General features: G+C 59.5%; 18 protein-coding genes. 11 read left to right on the top strand and 7 right to left on the bottom strand.

Translation table 11 applies throughout. The features are described from left to right. Nucleotides 1-420: 420 nt before the first annotated feature. The 3 genes from DI396_RS16980 (at nucleotide 421) to DI396_RS03015 (ending at nucleotide 2,860) form a co-directional block, all read left to right on the top strand. Nucleotides 421-1,194 (top strand): FadR/GntR family transcriptional regulator, encoded by a 774-nt coding sequence (locus DI396_RS16980; protein WP_110794623.1) that lies wholly within the window; start codon nucleotides 421-423, stop codon nucleotides 1,192-1,194. A 95-nt stretch (nucleotides 1,195-1,289) separates the two neighbouring features. Then, nucleotides 1,290-1,853, top strand: a complete 564-nt coding sequence (locus DI396_RS16380; protein WP_162617130.1) for a methanogen output domain 1-containing protein — start codon at nucleotides 1,290-1,292, stop codon at nucleotides 1,851-1,853. An 11-nt stretch (nucleotides 1,854-1,864) separates the two neighbouring features. Beyond that, the gene (locus DI396_RS03015; RefSeq protein ID WP_162617131.1) at nucleotides 1,865-2,860 is read left to right on the top strand and encodes a diguanylate cyclase domain-containing protein; all 996 of its coding nucleotides are present in this window, start codon (nucleotides 1,865-1,867) and stop codon (nucleotides 2,858-2,860) included. A gap of 153 nt (nucleotides 2,861-3,013) precedes the next feature. On the opposite strand, the gene DI396_RS03020 is transcribed toward DI396_RS03015, so the two are convergent. From DI396_RS03020 to DI396_RS03040, 5 genes are all read right to left on the bottom strand, one after another. After that, entirely contained in the window at nucleotides 3,014-3,571 is a 558-nt protein-coding gene (locus tag DI396_RS03020) for a F0F1 ATP synthase subunit B (protein WP_110794625.1), read from the bottom strand. 5 nt (nucleotides 3,572-3,576) lie between these two features. Further along, nucleotides 3,577-4,188 (bottom strand): F0F1 ATP synthase subunit B', encoded by a 612-nt coding sequence (locus tag DI396_RS03025; protein ID WP_110794626.1) that lies wholly within the window; start codon nucleotides 4,186-4,188, stop codon nucleotides 3,577-3,579. Between the two features lie 99 nt (nucleotides 4,189-4,287). After that, on the bottom strand, nucleotides 4,288-4,524 hold the full coding sequence (locus DI396_RS03030) for a F0F1 ATP synthase subunit C (RefSeq protein WP_090269251.1): 237 nt from the start codon (nucleotides 4,522-4,524) through the stop codon (nucleotides 4,288-4,290). A gap of 60 nt (nucleotides 4,525-4,584) precedes the next feature. Next, on the bottom strand, nucleotides 4,585-5,340 hold the full coding sequence (locus DI396_RS03035) for a F0F1 ATP synthase subunit A (RefSeq protein WP_110794627.1): 756 nt from the start codon (nucleotides 5,338-5,340) through the stop codon (nucleotides 4,585-4,587). Nucleotide 5,341: 1 nt separating this feature from the next. Then, entirely contained in the window at nucleotides 5,342-5,695 is a 354-nt protein-coding gene (locus tag DI396_RS03040) for an AtpZ/AtpI family protein (protein ID WP_110794628.1), read from the bottom strand. Between the two features lie 257 nt (nucleotides 5,696-5,952). Here DI396_RS03040 and DI396_RS03045 point away from each other — a divergent pair, with 257 nt between their 5' ends. After that, nucleotides 5,953-6,300, top strand: a complete 348-nt coding sequence (locus DI396_RS03045; protein ID WP_110794629.1) for an ArsR/SmtB family transcription factor — start codon at nucleotides 5,953-5,955, stop codon at nucleotides 6,298-6,300. Nucleotides 6,301-6,389: 89 nt separating this feature from the next. On the opposite strand, the gene DI396_RS03050 is transcribed toward DI396_RS03045, so the two are convergent. Further along, on the bottom strand, nucleotides 6,390-7,307 hold the full coding sequence (locus DI396_RS03050) for a DMT family transporter (RefSeq protein ID WP_235851717.1): 918 nt from the start codon (nucleotides 7,305-7,307) through the stop codon (nucleotides 6,390-6,392). A gap of 10 nt (nucleotides 7,308-7,317) precedes the next feature. After that, on the bottom strand, nucleotides 7,318-8,196 hold the full coding sequence (locus DI396_RS03055; RefSeq protein WP_110794630.1) for a LysR family transcriptional regulator: 879 nt from the start codon (nucleotides 8,194-8,196) through the stop codon (nucleotides 7,318-7,320). 282 nt (nucleotides 8,197-8,478) lie between these two features. On the opposite strand from DI396_RS03055, the gene DI396_RS03060 reads away from it, so the two are divergent. From DI396_RS03060 to rpsP, 7 genes are all read left to right on the top strand, one after another. Continuing rightward, the gene (locus tag DI396_RS03060; RefSeq protein WP_110794631.1) at nucleotides 8,479-9,291 is read left to right on the top strand and encodes a hypothetical protein; all 813 of its coding nucleotides are present in this window, start codon (nucleotides 8,479-8,481) and stop codon (nucleotides 9,289-9,291) included. Between the two features lie 451 nt (nucleotides 9,292-9,742). Beyond that, nucleotides 9,743-11,260, top strand: a complete 1,518-nt coding sequence (gene ffh, locus DI396_RS03065) for a signal recognition particle protein (RefSeq protein ID WP_110794875.1) — start codon at nucleotides 9,743-9,745, stop codon at nucleotides 11,258-11,260. A 44-nt stretch (nucleotides 11,261-11,304) separates the two neighbouring features. Then, nucleotides 11,305-11,868, top strand: coding sequence for a GNAT family N-acetyltransferase (locus DI396_RS03070; protein ID WP_110794632.1), 564 nt, complete (start codon nucleotides 11,305-11,307; stop codon nucleotides 11,866-11,868). Continuing rightward, nucleotides 11,865-12,422 carry a GNAT family N-acetyltransferase gene (locus DI396_RS03075; protein WP_110794633.1) on the top strand — a complete coding sequence of 186 codons (558 nt, stop codon included), beginning with the start codon at nucleotides 11,865-11,867 and terminating at the stop codon, nucleotides 12,420-12,422. The genes DI396_RS03070 and DI396_RS03075 overlap by 4 nt, the downstream gene beginning before the upstream one ends. A gap of 1 nt (nucleotide 12,423) precedes the next feature. Continuing rightward, a complete protein-coding gene (locus DI396_RS03080) occupies nucleotides 12,424-13,047 on the top strand; it encodes a GNAT family N-acetyltransferase (protein ID WP_110794634.1) in 624 nt (207 codons plus the stop codon). A gap of 34 nt (nucleotides 13,048-13,081) precedes the next feature. Next, on the top strand, nucleotides 13,082-13,378 hold the full coding sequence (locus DI396_RS03085) for a chorismate mutase (protein WP_110794635.1): 297 nt from the start codon (nucleotides 13,082-13,084) through the stop codon (nucleotides 13,376-13,378). 44 nt (nucleotides 13,379-13,422) lie between these two features. Then, entirely contained in the window at nucleotides 13,423-13,821 is a 399-nt protein-coding gene (gene rpsP / locus DI396_RS03090) for a 30S ribosomal protein S16 (protein WP_110794636.1), read from the top strand. Nucleotides 13,822-13,824: the final 3 nt, after the last annotated feature.

The following is a 13,824-nucleotide window of genomic DNA, read 5'->3' on the forward strand; positions in this document are numbered from 1 at the left end:
TGACCGGCCATCTTCGGCCGCATAGCGGACCCTTGCGCGCCGCCTCGCCCGGCGGTCCGTGGCTGTTGGCTTGGCGCGGGGATGGCCCTTTGATCACCCGGCACACACTCTGGTGATCGTTCCTGCCGCCCGATATTGGCCCCTCAGAGTCTGAACCATTGGGCTTTTGCCGTCGACATTGCGATCTCTTCGCTTGCGTTAACCACGTGAAAACCCGCTGTAACTCGCGCCGCAAACCCCGCCGCCCCATATGCCACGCGATGTTGCCGGCACGCGCCGCTCCTTTCTGCTTTCCCTAAATATCCCCGCCGGAGGCTTCCCCATCTGCCCCGCGCACCGCCGGTTGCGGCCCAAACCCGCGCGCCTTGCGCCGCGCGCCTTGCGGTCATATATTTTTACCACTTCGCATAAGGACGCCCCATGCCCTTCCAAAAGGTCCACCCCGAAAAACTCTCCGGCGCGGTAACACGGCAGATCGAATTGCTGATCCTGCGCGGCATCCTGCGTCCGGGCGAACGTTTGCCTGCCGAACGCGAGCTGTCCGAACGCTTCGGCGTCTCCCGGCCCTCCTTGCGTGAGGCGGTGGCCGATCTTCACGAGCGCGGGCTCCTGGACACACGGGCGGGAGCGGGTATCTATGTCGCGGATGTCTTGGGCAGCGCCTTTTCTCCTGCGCTCACCAAGCTTTTCGCCAGCCACGACGAAGCCGTATTTGATTACATCTCGTTTCGCCGCGATTTGGAAGGTTTGGCCGCCGAACGCGCCGCGCGGCTTGGCTCTGACACCGATCTGCAGGTCATCAACGCGGTGTTCGAGAAAATGGAATCCGCACATTCCAAACCCGATCCCTCGGACGAGGCCGATTTGGACGCGGCTTTTCATCTGGCAATTGTCGAAGCCTCCCATAACGTGGTGATGCTCCATATGATGCGCTCGATGTATCAATTGCTGCGCGAGGGTGTGTTTTACAACCGCTCGGTGATGTTCAAACAGCGCACCACCCGTGACGACCTTCTGAACCAACACCGCACGATCAACACTGCATTGCAAGACCGTGACCCACACCGCGCCCGCGCCGCGATTGAGGCGCATCTAGACTATGTTTCCAAGGCTTTGCGCGACCAAAAAACATCTGACGCGAATGAGGCGATCGCGCGCCAAAGGCTCGAGCACGAATCGAAACGTCAAATTTGAAAAGCATTCATCAGACAGATCAACACCTTAGTAACCTTAACCAATGCGAAACCAGTTTCGGCCTAGGCTACCCTTAGGGCAACCGAGGATCCGAAATGAACGAAACATGTCCCCATCTCGACAGTTTTTCCAATCATCTGCAGTCTCTGCCGATTGATCTTCAGCAGTCAGATTTCTTTTGCACCATTGTGACCGAGCTTGCCTCGCTGATCGAAGACACCGTCGGTTTAAAACAAGCGGAAGGTTTCATAACCACAGTGGGATTGCGGATGGGTAAAACCATCGCAAAAAAATACTCCGGCCACGCCCCCGGTCCGGGCGCAGACCTCGAGGCCCTTGCCGCCGTGCTCATTGATCTTAAACGGCGCATCCACGGTGATTTCTATGTCATTGATATCGCACAGTGTCACATCCTACTTGGCAACAGCCGATGCCCCTTTGGGGAGGGCGTCACAGGGCGCACATCGCTGTGTATGATGACCACCAACGTCTTCGGGCGGATCGCGGCCGATGCCAGCGGATACGCCCGGGTGAGCGTGATGGAATCCATCGCCGCCGGAGCCGAACACTGCCGTGTCCTTATCGATCTATCGATGGACACACCCCCAGAATTCACCACCGAAGTATCCCTCCATTCCGGAGAATTCTTCGCAACCTGACAGGAGCCGTTATGACCCGCGTGGACCTCACCACCGTAGATCTCACTACCTACGTGAATGCGACCTCTGATCCGATGATTGTAGTGGCACGGGATGGCCGTCTCGTTGCTGCCAACCTGCCGGCCCGCGAAACGTTGGGCATGCATGTCGGATCGCAGCTCGGATCCTATTGCAAATCTTGTAATGATGCGGCGCTGTTGAGCACAGAGTTTCGCGGCTCGACCGCCGAATGCCTCCGCAAGCTGAGACTTGCAAATGGTCAATCGGTGATGATCACCGGGCGGCGGCTTGGCAAAACCTTGCGCGACGGTAATTTCGTGTCCCTTCGGTTTGACGCACACACGCAGCTCTCGACGGCGTTCACGTCTCTCACGCTGCGGCTCAAAGAGAACCGCCGTCGTTTGCATGCACTTGAGGAAGAGCGCAGACAGCTCAAAGCCGAAAACGAGATGCTGAGCCATCAGGCGCTACATGACAAATTGACCGGCCTCTACAACCGATCCGGATTGGAAGAAAAGCTTGAGGCACTGGAGCAGAGCAGCACGGCAGCGCGGCCGGTGCCCTTTGCTATCTTATATTTGGATATGGACCGCCTCAAAGAAGTGAATGACGCCTATGGTCATGCGGCGGGTGACCAATTGATCCAAAGGTTCGGCCGTATTCTCACCCGATCCATTCGCGGAACCGATATAGCCGCGCGGTTGGGCGGGGATGAATTTGCCATCATTTTACGGGGGGCCGCCACCGCAACGAACGTCCAGCACGTAAGCGACCGGATCACCGCACAGCTTCGGGTGCCATATAATTTGGTTCCTGACGGTGAGGACGCCGCCAAGCCGATCGTGCAAAGCGTCAGCATTGGCGCGGCGCTCTGGCCCTATATCGACGCCTCCCCGCAAGAGTTGCTTCAATATGCGGATCGCGCGATGTACCGCGTCAAGGCACGCGGCGGCGGGCTGTGCTTTCACGAACCGGAACCTCCGGTGCCGCTGCGCCTCGCCAATTAGGCCTCTATGCACGGGGTCTTATCCCGACTTGCCGCGCCCGACCGCACCATGCCTACGAGCGCGGGCTGCTCTACGGGTAAAGGGTGCCGCACAAACAAAAACCCCGACACGCAATCGCGGTCGGGGTTTTTTAATAGATATCAAACCGATGTGTTAGTGCAGTTTGGTTTCGACCTCGGCAATCGCATCCGCGATCAGATCATTGCCAGATTTGGCCGTCATCTGAGCGGTGATCACGTCACGCGCGGCAGCGACAGCAACCGCGATTGCTTGGTCACGCACCTCTTTGATCGCGGCCGCTTCGGCCGACGCAATCTGATCCTCGGCGGCGGCCAAACGGCGCGCGATCGAGGCTTTCAGATCTTCTTTTGCTTGGTCCGCCGCAGCAGAGGCATCTTTCTTTGCGGTGGCGACGATGCGGTCGGCCTGCGCCTGCACTTCTTTTTGCTTGCGCTCGTAATCGGCAAGCAAGGATTGTGCTTCCTCGCGCAGGGCGCGGGCTTCGTCGATTTCCGATTTGATGTCATCGGCGCGCTTATCCAGCATACCGCCAATCAATCCGGGCACTTTGAAGTAAAACAGCACCAGAATGAACAGAAGGAAGGCAAGCGTCACAACAAAGTTGGTGTTGCCAAGCGAGAAGAACGGGCCGGACGCCGCAAAGGCGGGCGAGGCGGCCGTTACGGCGATGAGCGTGGTCAAAATACGCATTGACGTTATCCCTTCATGCGGGCGGTCACAGCCGCCGTCACAGTTTTGGCGTCAGCCGTCGCACCCATCGAAGTGATGAGCTCTTTGGCCACGTCCTTGGACACGGTTTTCACCGCTGCCGTTGCCGTGGCACGAATTTCTGCGATGGCTTTTTCACCCTCGGCAGATTTGGCCGCGATCTCGGTGTCAGCCTTTGCAATGGCTTGGTCAAGTTCGGCTTGAATGTCGGCCTTTGCAGCAGCAACGATATTGCTGGCTTCGACGCGGGCATCGGCGAGCGCTTGGTTATACGCGGCCTCGGCCTCAACGGCCTTCGCCTTCAGATCTTCAGCGGCGGCAATGTCATTTGTAATAGTGCCCTGACGTTCGGCCAAAACCGCCGCAATGCGGGGCAGCGCGAAACGCGACAGGATGATGTAGATCACGACAAGCGTGACCAGCAGCCAGAAGATTTGGTTGCCGAATGTGGAAAAATCCAGCTGGGGCATGCCCGGGCCGGCATCTGCGGCACCGTGTGCTGCATCCGCAGCAGCGTGTCCCGCATCATGGGTGGTAGCAGCAGCGGCCCCGTCCGTGGCGGCACTGTGGGTCGTGGCTTCGTGCGTTTCAGTCGCCATGTGGTCGTCCTCTCACAATGAGAAATCAGAAGGGGAAAGCTTGCTTACAACGGGCAGGCCCAAAGGCCTACCCGTGCGTAAGGATGTATTCCGCGTATCTTAGACGGCGAACATCAAGAGCAGAGCGACGAGGAACGAGAAGATCCCCAGAGCTTCTGCAAAGGCGATGCCGATGAAGAGTGTTGCAGTCTGCGAAGCAGCTGCCGAAGGGTTGCGCAGAGCGCCGGCCAGGTAGTTACCAGCAACATTGCCCACACCGACAGCCGCGCCGCCCATGCCCATGCATGCCAGACCTGCGCCGATGTATGCGCCCATTTGTACGATATCGCCTTCCATGAGATGTCTCCTTACGTTGGAATTGGCTTGAAATTTCTGACCCTGATTAAGTGCGCAGGATTAGTGTGCGGGATGCAACGCGTCCTTCAGATACACACAGGTCAGGATGGTGAACACGTAGGCTTGGATAAAGGACACCAGAACCTCAAGTCCGTACATCGCAGTGATTGCGACGATCGACAGCGGGGCAATGGCCGTGATGGCCGCGAAACCCGCGAAAACTTTGATAACGGCGTGGCCGGCCATCATGTTACCCGCAAGACGGATAGAGTGGCTGACGGGACGCACGAAGTAAGAGATGATTTCAATCAGCGCCAGAATGGGACGCAGGGCCAAGGGTGCGCTCGACACCCAGAAGAGGCCAAGGAAACCAGCGCCGTTTTTGACAAATCCAAGGATCGTCACAGCGAGGAAAACCGCCATCGCCATAACCGCCGTCACCGCGATGTGCGACGTGGTGGTGAAGGACATTGGCAACAGGCCGACGAAGTTGGCAAAAACGATGAACATGAACAAGGTCATGATATAGGGGAAATATTTCACCCCGTCCTTGCCGGTTACGTCTTCAACCATTTTGTAGATGAAGCCATAGGCCAATTCGCCGATCGACTGGGTGCGGGTCGGGATGACCGCGCGGCGGCGTGTGCCAAGCACCAGCAAAGCAAAGATGCCCAGAATGGTGATGCCCATCCACAGCGTCACATTGGTGATGGTGAACATGCCCACGGGACCGTCGCCAAACAGCGGCTTAACGATAAACTGGTCCATCGGGTGAAAGACCAATCCGGCCTCTTCTGTATGTGCTTCGCTTGCCATTTCAAGCTCCCTCATCATCGCCCGATTGGGCCGTGTCATCATGCGCAGTGGCCTCGGCCAACTGCTTTTCTTGGATCTCCTTCGCACTGCGCATCATGGTTTTGATGCCCGCAATGAAACCCAGCAATATAAACAGCACCAGAAAGAGTGGCATGGTCCCGAACAGGCTATCCAACCCGTATCCGATGCCGAAGCCGATCCCAAGACCGCTTACCAACTCGATCACCATCCGCCATGCGTGTTGCGCGCCGGAATAATGCTCGTCCGCAGGGGGCTTGGGGGTTTGTGCCCCCTTCGCAGCGTCGATCTTGGCCTCCAGCGCCGCCAGTCGTGCAGCTTTGTCGGGATCGGTCACGGCGTTTTGCCCCCTTTGGACAGTTGCGGCATTGCTAGTTGCGGCGGGGGTCAGAGTCAAGGCAGGCCATGCGGGTTCTCGAAATTATATCAAGCCATTGATTTAGAAAGGCATATGGCGACTCTGAAACCGCGATAGACGGGCGCGGGCGGGCTTTGGATCGGCGCCCTGCCCCGCATCTGCACCCCCGCCGCATATTCAACCGACTGGTTGACGATTGCTTGACGGCCCTTCGCGCGGCGGGCTATGGCGTGGCTATGCCAACCGCTTTTACCCCCACGCTCGACACGGTGTTTTCCGCCCTCGCCGATCCGACACGGCGGGCGATCCTGTCGATGCTGCTTGAGGACGACATGGCGGTGACCGATGTGGCCGAACCCTTCGACATATCTCTGGCGGCGATTTCAAAGCATTTGGTGATCCTGACGCGGGCTGGCCTGATTACCCAAGAAAAGCGCGGGCGGGTAAAATGGTGCAAGCTGGAACCGGATGCTCTGCGCGCCGCGAGTGTGTGGATGCAGGGCTTCGGGCAATTCGAGGCGGTAAACCTCGACGCTTTCGAGCGGTTCCTGGCGGTGGAGCTCGACCCGCCAAAGGCAGAATAGCGGCGGCGGCCCTTGCCGCCTGCCCCGCCGCTGCATCCCGCCCCCAAAAGAAAACGGCGGGCGCGCTGCGTGACTTGGCAGATGTGGCCTCACTCTTCTTTCAACAACATCGCCAAGGCCGCCACCGTCATCACCACCCCGACCACGACAATCGCCGGCGGAACGCCGTGGCCCAATGCCGCCTCAAGCAAGATAACCCATGACGGCGTCAAATAGGTATAGGCCATCACCTTGGAACTGGGCAAACGCAGCGCCGCATATTGCAACAGCGTGAAGGTCGTCGCACTGGCAATCACCGCGATATAGGCCAAGGTGAACCAGACAATCCCTGGAAGGTTTCCCCAATCGGTCGCCGCAATCGCCGTGCGCCCGTAAAATGCGATCAAAACCGCCCCCGCCGCCAATGTGCCAAAGGTGAACACCACGGGCCGCTCGCCGCGATTCAGCAGACGCACGAGCGGGGTATAGATCGCATGGGCGACGCACCCGACAAAGTAGACCGCCTCGCCGCGCCCGACCTCAAGACGCAAGAGCGCGCCAAGATCGCCGCGAAAAATCACCCAAATCGCCCCCGCCGCGCCAATGAGCAAGGCCAACAGGATGCGCCGCGTCATATATTGGCGCAGCATCACCGCGCCAAACCCCGCCGCCATCAATGGGGTCAGGGTAAACACCGCCGCCGCAGACACCGGCGCGGCGGTTTTCAGCCCCTCGAACATCAACACAAAATAGCTGCCGAAAATGCCGCCCAGCACCGCGTATCTCCACGGCGCGCGCAGGGCGCTGCGCGGGATGCCGCCCGTGGCCATGGCTGCGGCGCCAACAATCACTGCGGCGATGGCGAAACGGGCGGCATTCATCGCGGTGGGGGCGATATGCGGGGCCGCCATGACGCCAAAAGAAAAACTGCCCGCGACCAGAGCCGAAAACAGCAGCATCGCCAAATGCCCGCGCAGCGCGTCGCGCGACATCGCCGGTTTGGGCGCGGAGGAATCGGATCGGGTCATGCGAGCCGCGTCACACGTCCCATGTTTTGGCGGCGGAGCGCAGCACTTCAAGGAATGCCTGCACCTTGGCGGTGCGATGCAAATCCATATGGGTCACGATCCAGATTGGCGCGCTCCATTCATCCAAAACCGCACCAACCGGAACCAGAGTGTCGTCGTTTTGCGCATCCGTCACCGCCACAAAGCCGATCCCGACACCATGGCGGATCGCCTCACGCTGCGCGTGCATATCCGTAGCGCGAAATGCAATTTGCGCCTCGGGCACATGGGTGCGCAACCAACGGCCAAAGGGCGCGCGGTTATCCGTATCATCGTAACCGACAAACATATGGCCCGCATGATCCATCTCGTCCTTGGGCATACCATGGGCGGCGATATAGTCGTGCGAGGCAAAAAGACCGAAGCGGTGCCGGAACAGGGGGCGCACCACATTGTCAGGCTGATCGGGCGCATTGCCAGCGCGGATCGCCACATGCGCTTCGCCATATTCAAGCCGGAACAGCCGCGTCGAAGTCAGGTAGCGCACAATCAATCCGGGGTGGTCGGCTTGGAATTTGGCCAAAACCGGTACGATCAAATGGCCCATCCCGCCCAAAGACGTCACCACCAATTCGCCCGAGACGCCGCTGCCTTGCCCTTTGAGGCGGCCTTGCAATTGCGCGAATTGGTCATCGGTGGTCTGCGCCACGCGCAGCAAATCCTGCCCCGCTTCGGTCGTCGTATAGCCGCGTGCGTGACGCTGGAACAACCGAACGCCCAAGCGTTTTTCGAGCGCATCAATATGGCGGATCACAGTCGCATGATGCACCCCCAACACTTCGGCCGCGCCGGAGACCGTGCCCATTCGTGCCACTTGATACGCCGTGCGAATTTCGTCCCAATTGTCCATCTCGACCTCAATTGTTTTCCACCGCGCTGGTGCGATCGCTTGCCACCTGCAACACGGCGGGAAGTATGTGCGCAAATACACATTTGGACGTATTTGCGCCCAAATGGTTCGGATACGCAAGGCACGATGCGCTCCGCGCGCCAGATTGGCCACAGGTTCCGGGCAATCCGCGCAACGCCCTAAGGTGGCTTGCCCCGCCAAAATCGCAAGGGTAAGGCTCTGCCAACGCTGACATCCCGGGCCATCCGCCCTGTTCCTGTTGCAGATTGTTTGAAAGATGCCATGAAAATCACCCGCCACACTCCCACACAATTGATCTTGGAACATCGCCCGATCGCAGCGGCGGTGATTGTGGCGCTGTTTGCTTTGATGATCGCTCTGTTCGGCTTGGCCGTGCCCCGCACGGCGGGGGCCTTGAAGTTGACGCTCTATCTGATGGCAGGCGGTTTTGGGCTTGTCGCCGTGATGACCGTCGTGCGGGTGCAATTGGTAATGGACGCCCAGACCCAAACCGCACGGATGAGCCGCAAGACATGGCGCGGCCTCGAGGCGGCGGATTTCCCGCTTGGCGCGGTCAATACCTTTCGCATTGACCCTTTTGTGAATTCCAAAACCCCGCGTTACACGCATTTCGACGTCACCGGCGGCGAGACGGCGGGCAGCTATGTGTTTTGCATCTGGAACCCGCGCAGCGAGAAACAGGCGACCGCGCGGATCAACAAGATCAACGCATGGCTCGGGCAGCATGCCTTGGCGCAGACTGCGGCGGGCGTAGAGGATACACCGCAGGGCGAGATGGGCGCAGACGCCGCAGCCAGCAATCAAACCGCAGGCGATGGTGGTGAGGCACCAATGATTGCGGATGACCGCATCGCTTTTGACGTGGATGACGCGCGCGCCGAAACCGGCGCGGATACGGAAACGCATACGGGCGTTGAAACAGGGGGCGGCGGCGATGCGCATATCGGCGCCGACACCGGCACAGATGATACCGCCTCCGGTGATGCCGCTTCGGGCAGCGACGCGCGGGACACAGCGTCAGGCGCGGTATTGGCAGAAGCCATTCCACCGCAGGCCAATCCAAAAGAGACCTAGACCAAAGCCAAAGCTGCCGCAGGGAAATCGGCCAAGCCGCACCGCCCGCGCCACACCTTCCACCTGCACCGCGTGGCTTGCCTCTGTATGGCTTGACTCTGCACCACTACGCGCGTAATTGGGCCGTAATACTCCGGAAGTTTAGCCTTCCGGTCCCTTGGGCATGGCCCGGGATCGCCACCAGTCAGCGCGTTGCGCCCACTGGTGCTGTTTTGCTTTGTGCGCCGGTTTGGTGCAAGGAGCGATATGCGCAGATTTGGCGCAAACAGAAATCCACGCCGGTTTGGCGCGGGCGGCGATCTTTTGGAACCGGCAGGATGACGACCGCCCCCGCAAGAGCGGCGCGCCTAAAACAGGCCTATGCGCCCTCTCGCGGTTTGAACTTGAACCGCGCGGCCCCATATCGGCCCTGCAACGTGATGAAATAGACCGGCTCGGGAGGCCGACAGGCATGTTTGAAAATCTCTCCGAACGTCTTGGCGGCGTGTTTGACCGGCTCACGAAACAGGGGGCGCTGTCTGACGAAGACGTCAAAACCGCGCTGCGCGAAGTCCGCGTGGCGCTGTTGGAGGCCGACGTTTCCCTGCCCGTGGCGCGCGAATTTGTCAAAGCCGTCCAAGACAAGGCCACCGGCCAATCGGTCACCAAATCGGTCACACCCGGCCAACAGGTCGTCAAGATCGTCCATGACGAATTGGTCCATGTGCTAACCGGCGCCGAAGATCCCGGCAGCCTCAAAATCGACAACCCGCCCGCGCCGATCCTGATGGTCGGCTTGCAGGGCGGCGGTAAAACCACCACCACAGGTAAGCTCGCCAAGCGGTTGAAAGACCGCGAAGGCAAAAAGGTTCTGATGGCCTCGCTCGACGTCTATCGCCCTGCGGCGATGGAGCAATTGGCGATCCTCGGCACGCAAATCGGCGTTGACACCTTGCCGATCGTGGCGGGGCAAAAACCCGTCGACATCGCCAAACGCGCCAAGCAACAGGCGATGATGGGCGGCTATGACGTCTATATGCTCGATACCGCTGGCCGGTTGCAGATCGACGAAGTGCTCATGCAAGAGGTCGAAGACGTCCGCGATGCGGTCAACCCGCGCGAGACGCTTTTGGTCGTCGATGGTTTGACCGGTCAGGTTGCCGTCGAGGTTGCCGAAGAATTTGACGCCAAAATCGGCATCTCCGGCGTCGTTTTGACCCGTATGGATGGCGACGGGCGCGGCGGCGCGGCCCTGTCGATGCGTGCGGTCACCGGCAAACCCATCCGTTTCGTCGGGTTGGGCGAAAAAATGGACGCTCTGGAAACCTTTGAGCCAGAGCGCGTCGCGGGCCGTATCCTTGGCATGGGCGATATCGTCGCCCTCGTTGAAAAGGCACAAGACACGCTGGAGGCCGAACAGGCCGAGCGCATGATGAAGCGCTTCCAGAAGGGTCAGTTCAACATGAACGACCTGAAAATGCAGCTTGAGCAGATGATCAAGATGGGCGGCATGGAAGGCGTGATGGGCATGATGCCCGGCATGGGCAAAATGGCGAAACAGGTGCAAGAATCCGGTTTCGACGACAAGGTGTTGAAGCGCCAGATCGCGCTCATCCAATCCATGACCAAGAAAGAGCGCGCCAATCCGCAGGTCCTGCAGGCCAGCCGTAAAAAACGGATCGCCAAGGGCGCCGGTTTGGAAGTTTCCGAATTGAACAAGCTTCTCAAGATGCAGCGCCAGATGGGCGACATGATGAAGAAGATGGGCAAAATGGGCAAAGGCGGGATGCTCAAACAGGCGATGAAGGGCATGTTCGGCAAAGGCGGCGGCATGCCAGACATGGGCGGCATGGATCCGGCATCGATGGACCCAAAGGCGCTTGAAGCGGCGGCCAAGGCCATGGGCGGCAAATTGCCCGGCGGTCTGGGCGGCATGGGCGGCGGCATGGGATTGCCCGGCGGCCTGTCCGGTTTCGGGAAAAAGAAATAATGCACGCCATGCCGACATATATGCGCGCGGCCAAGGTCTGAACCATGACGCCCGCGCCCCTCACCCCCGCACCCACACTGGAAAGCCAACGGCTTGTCTTGCGCGGACCCAAACGGTCCGACGCGGAGCCGCTGATTGCATTCCTGTGCGATCTGGAGCGGTCGGCGGGCTTTGGCGGCTATGACAACCGCCATGACGCGTGGCGTTGGTTTGGCCTCAATGTCGGGCATTGGCATATTCACGGCTACGGCTACTTCACCGTAGAGGACAAAGAGACCGGCACACCCGCCGGTATCTGTGGCATCTGGAACCCCGATGGATGGCCCGAACCCGAATTGGGTTGGGTGGTGTTTGACGGCTTCGAAGGCAAAGGCGTGGCCTATGAGGCTGCCTTGCGCGCCCGCGAATGGGCCTATGCGGAGCTTGGCTTTACCACGCTGACCTCGAATATCGTGCCGGGGAATGCCCGCTCGATCGCATTGGCCGAACGCCTCGGCGCGACCTATGAGCGGACCTATCAGAATGTGAACATGGGCGAAGACATGCTTTACCGGCACCCGGCGCCCGATGCTTTGGATCGCGACGGATCGGTGGAGGCCTACGCATGACCACCTTTGCCGTGACCATCCCCGAAATCGAAACCGAGCGCCTGATCCTGCGCCCTTTGAGCTTGGATGACTTTGACGCTTTGGCCACGTTTTACGCGTCAGAGCGGTCCAAATTCGTTGGTGGCCCCGCGTCAAAAGCAGAAGCATGGCGCAAGTTGGCCTTTATAAACGGGCATTGGATGCTGCGCGGATATGGCTATTGGGCCATCCAAGCCAAAGAGGATGCCAAAGATAACGGCACCTGCCTCGGGCTATGCGGTTTCATTTTTCGCGAAGGATGGTCCGAGCCAGAGCTCGGCTGGCAACTTTTTGAAGCCGCCGAAGGCAAAGGCATCGCCCTTGAAGCGGCCACAGCGGCGCGCGCCTATGGGGCCGCGCATTTTGGTCTCGATGGGGTGATTTCGCATATCGTGCCCGATAATGCCCGCTCTGCCGCGCTTGCCACCCGCCTTGGCGCGCATGTTGAACGCCGCGGTGAACTCTTGGGTGAGATTTGTGATATATACCGCCACCCCATGATCGGCGCGGATGTTCCCGCCGAAGTGGAGGCGTAAGATGGCCCAGAACCGACGTGCAACCGATATTCCCGAGATCGAAACCCAGCGCCTTGTCCTGCGCGGACCAAAGGCCGAGGATTACCCGAACTTCAAAGCCACCTTCACCTCGTATCGCTCGCGGTTCATGGGCGGTCCGCTCAATGCCTATGAAACGTGGATGCTTTATGCGGCTGAAATCGGCCATTGGGACATTCGCGGATACGGCATGTGGATGATCCACGACAAGATCACCGATGAGCCGCTCGGCATGGCGGGGGGGTGGTTTCCCGCCGCATGGCCGGAACGCGAATTGGCTTGGATCATCTGGCCCGACAAAGCGGGCAAGGGATTCGCCTTGGAGGCGTCCAATGCGGCGCGCAATTTCCTTTATACCCAAATGGGATGGGACGGCGCGGTCAGCTATCTGGACCCGAAAAACCTCGACAGCATCAAGCTCGCCGAACGGCTTGGCGCGACGAAAGACCGCGAGGCCCGCACCATTGACGGCAATGACGCGGTCTATCGCCACCCCTCGCCTGCCGCGCTGAAATCAAGCCAGATCACCGATGGGATCAATTTGGAAATCGCGAATTTCATCAATCCGATTTTCGCCAAAACCACCGGAGGCAGTCTTGGCCTTTGATCCCGTCACAAAACCGCAAAACGGAGCAACAGACATGAGCGACACCGCCGCGCGCGCTGCCGAGATCCTCAGGGACCACCGCAAGAGCATTGACCGGCTCGACGCGATCCTTGTCTATACGCTTGGCGAGCGGTTCAAACACACGCAGGCCGTGGGCGTTTTGAAGGCAGAGCATGATTTGCCGCCCTCCGACCCCGACCGCGAAGCGCGCCAGATTGCGCGTCTAGAAGATCTTGCAAAACGGGCCGATCTCGACCCCGAATTTGCCAAGAATTTCCTGAACTTCATCATTCAGGAAGTCATCCAGCACCACAAGAAACACCAAGAATAACAGGCACCTGCCTGTCCACAGCCAACCTTTAGGAGATACACACCATGGCTATGAAAATTCGTCTCGCCCGCGGCGGTTCCAAAAAGCGCCCTTTCTACCGCATCGTTGCCGCAGATTCGCGTATGCCCCGTGATGGCCGCTTCATCGAGAAGCTGGGCACATACAACCCGCTGCTCGCCAAAGACAACGAAGAGCGCGTGAAAATGAACGTTGAGCGCATCCAATACTGGCTCGACCAAGGCGCCCAGGCCACAGACCGCGTTGCGCGTATGCTCGAAGCGGCTGGCGTCGTTGCCAAAACCGAACGTGCGAACCCGAAAAAAGGCACGCCGGGCAAAAAAGCCGTTGAGCGCGCCGAAGAAAAGGCCGCCAAAGTCGCAGCCGCAGCAGAAGCGGCGGCAGCCCCCGCCGAAGAAGCGCCTGCGGAAGAAACCGCAGAGTAAGCA

Origin of the sequence: Litorivita pollutaquae, from assembly GCF_003205515.1 — a bacterium.
Taxonomy (GTDB): Bacteria; Pseudomonadota; Alphaproteobacteria; order Rhodobacterales; family Rhodobacteraceae; genus Litorivita; species Litorivita pollutaquae.

What these genes read in the sequence shown, in the direction of transcription:
- DI396_RS16980 (WP_110794623.1), top strand. Translation starts at nt 421, where the DNA reads ATGCCCTTCCAAAAGGTCCACCCCGAAAAACTCTCCGGCGCGGTAACA.
- DI396_RS16380 (WP_162617130.1), top strand. Translation starts at nt 1,290, where the DNA reads ATGAACGAAACATGTCCCCATCTCGACAGTTTTTCCAATCATCTGCAG.
- DI396_RS03015 (WP_162617131.1), top strand. Translation starts at nt 1,865, where the DNA reads ATGACCCGCGTGGACCTCACCACCGTAGATCTCACTACCTACGTGAAT.
- DI396_RS03020 (WP_110794625.1), bottom strand. Translation starts at nt 3,571, where the DNA reads ATGCGTATTTTGACCACGCTCATCGCCGTAACGGCCGCCTCGCCCGCC.
- DI396_RS03025 (WP_110794626.1), bottom strand. Translation starts at nt 4,188, where the DNA reads ATGGCGACTGAAACGCACGAAGCCACGACCCACAGTGCCGCCACGGAC.
- DI396_RS03030 (WP_090269251.1), bottom strand. Translation starts at nt 4,524, where the DNA reads ATGGAAGGCGATATCGTACAAATGGGCGCATACATCGGCGCAGGTCTG.
- DI396_RS03035 (WP_110794627.1), bottom strand. Translation starts at nt 5,340, where the DNA reads ATGGCAAGCGAAGCACATACAGAAGAGGCCGGATTGGTCTTTCACCCG.
- DI396_RS03045 (WP_110794629.1), top strand. Translation starts at nt 5,953, where the DNA reads ATGCCAACCGCTTTTACCCCCACGCTCGACACGGTGTTTTCCGCCCTC.
- DI396_RS03050 (WP_235851717.1), bottom strand. Translation starts at nt 7,307, where the DNA reads ATGACCCGATCCGATTCCTCCGCGCCCAAACCGGCGATGTCGCGCGAC.
- DI396_RS03055 (WP_110794630.1), bottom strand. Translation starts at nt 8,196, where the DNA reads ATGGACAATTGGGACGAAATTCGCACGGCGTATCAAGTGGCACGAATG.
- DI396_RS03060 (WP_110794631.1), top strand. Translation starts at nt 8,479, where the DNA reads ATGAAAATCACCCGCCACACTCCCACACAATTGATCTTGGAACATCGC.
- ffh (WP_110794875.1), top strand. Translation starts at nt 9,743, where the DNA reads ATGTTTGAAAATCTCTCCGAACGTCTTGGCGGCGTGTTTGACCGGCTC.
- DI396_RS03070 (WP_110794632.1), top strand. Translation starts at nt 11,305, where the DNA reads ATGACGCCCGCGCCCCTCACCCCCGCACCCACACTGGAAAGCCAACGG.
- DI396_RS03075 (WP_110794633.1), top strand. Translation starts at nt 11,865, where the DNA reads ATGACCACCTTTGCCGTGACCATCCCCGAAATCGAAACCGAGCGCCTG.
- DI396_RS03080 (WP_110794634.1), top strand. Translation starts at nt 12,424, where the DNA reads ATGGCCCAGAACCGACGTGCAACCGATATTCCCGAGATCGAAACCCAG.
- DI396_RS03085 (WP_110794635.1), top strand. Translation starts at nt 13,082, where the DNA reads ATGAGCGACACCGCCGCGCGCGCTGCCGAGATCCTCAGGGACCACCGC.
- rpsP (WP_110794636.1), top strand. Translation starts at nt 13,423, where the DNA reads ATGGCTATGAAAATTCGTCTCGCCCGCGGCGGTTCCAAAAAGCGCCCT.